The sequence below is a fragment of the Streptomyces alkaliphilus genome (assembly GCF_014141535.1).
Classification (GTDB): Bacteria; Actinomycetota; Actinomycetes; order Streptomycetales; family Streptomycetaceae; genus Streptomyces; species Streptomyces alkaliphilus.
In genome coordinates this window covers 1-1,116 of sequence record NZ_VKHT01001315.1, presented here as the reverse complement: position 1 = coordinate 1,116, position 1,116 = coordinate 1, and the positions used below count along the sequence as shown (strand labels likewise).

At 76.8% G+C, this 1,116-nt stretch carries 1 protein-coding gene; it reads right to left on the bottom strand.

Features of this window, described 5'->3' with window-relative positions; translation table 11 throughout:
* Positions 1 to 1,043: carbohydrate kinase family protein (locus FNQ90_RS24205; protein WP_323380154.1), on the bottom strand; the 1,043-nt coding region annotated here is incomplete at its 3' end.
* Positions 1,044 to 1,116: the final 73 nt, after the last annotated feature.

Genomic DNA, 1,116 nt, shown 5'->3' with positions numbered 1-1,116 from the left:
CCCTCGCCCTCCTCGACCCCACAGCCCTCCCCCGGTTCGATGCCCCGGATCAGGTCGTCCAGGAAGTCGTAGCGGGCGGGGGCGTGCCCGGCCCGCAGGGTGCGGCGGCGCCAGGCGGCGAGCTGGTCCCAGCAGGGGGCCGAGAGCGAGCCGCCGAACTCCTGCACCGAGAGCCCGGCGGTCAGCGCGGCGAAGGCGAGCCGGTCGGCGGGCGGCCAGCCGGCGAGGGTCCCGGTCACGAAACCCGCCACGAAGACGTCCCCCGCGCCGGTGGGGTCCAGCACCGTCACCGGCAGGGCGGGCACCTCCACCAGTTCGCCGGTGCCGGCGTCGGCGGCCACCGCTCCGCGGGCGCCCATGGTGACCACCGCCAGCGGGACGTGCTCGGCCAGCGCCCGGGCCGCCGCGCGGGGGGAGTCGGTGCGGGTGTAGCGCATCGCCTCCTCGGCGTTGGGCAGGAAGGCGGCGCAGTGCTCCAGCCCGTCCAGGGACGCCGGGTCCCAGCGCCCGGTGTCGTCCCAGCCGGTGTCGGCGAAGACCAGCGACCCCGCACGGGCCGCCCGCTCGATCCACTCCTGTCGCTCCCCCGGGGCCAGGGAGGCGACACAGGCGCGCGCCGGTTCCGGGGCCGGCCCGTCGTCCGGGGCGGTCGAGGAGACGGGCGCCGGGTGGCCGTGCGAGACCATCGTGCGCTCACCCTCGTACGCCATCGAGACGGTCACCGGGGAGTGCCAGCCCGGCAACACCCGGGAGGGGGACAGGTCGATGCCCTCGTCGCGTTCCAGGGTCTCCCAGCAGTACTCGCCGTACCGGTCGTCGCCGAACGCCGCCGCCAGACGGGTGCGCAACCCCAGGCGGGCCAGCGCGGTGGCCATGTTCGCCACCCCGCCCGGGCAGGACCCCATCCCGCGGGCCCAGGTCTCGGTGCCGCGCACCGGGGCCCCGTCCAGGCCGGTGAAGACGATGTCGAGGAATACCGTGCCGGTCAGGTGGACGTCACAGGTCGGGTCGCCCGGTCGTCGCAGCCCGGCGAGCGGGTCGATGCGGGGCGGACCGTCGCCCCGCGGGGCGCGGGCGGTCGGGCCGGCGGTCGGATCCTGTGTCTTGTACACGGCG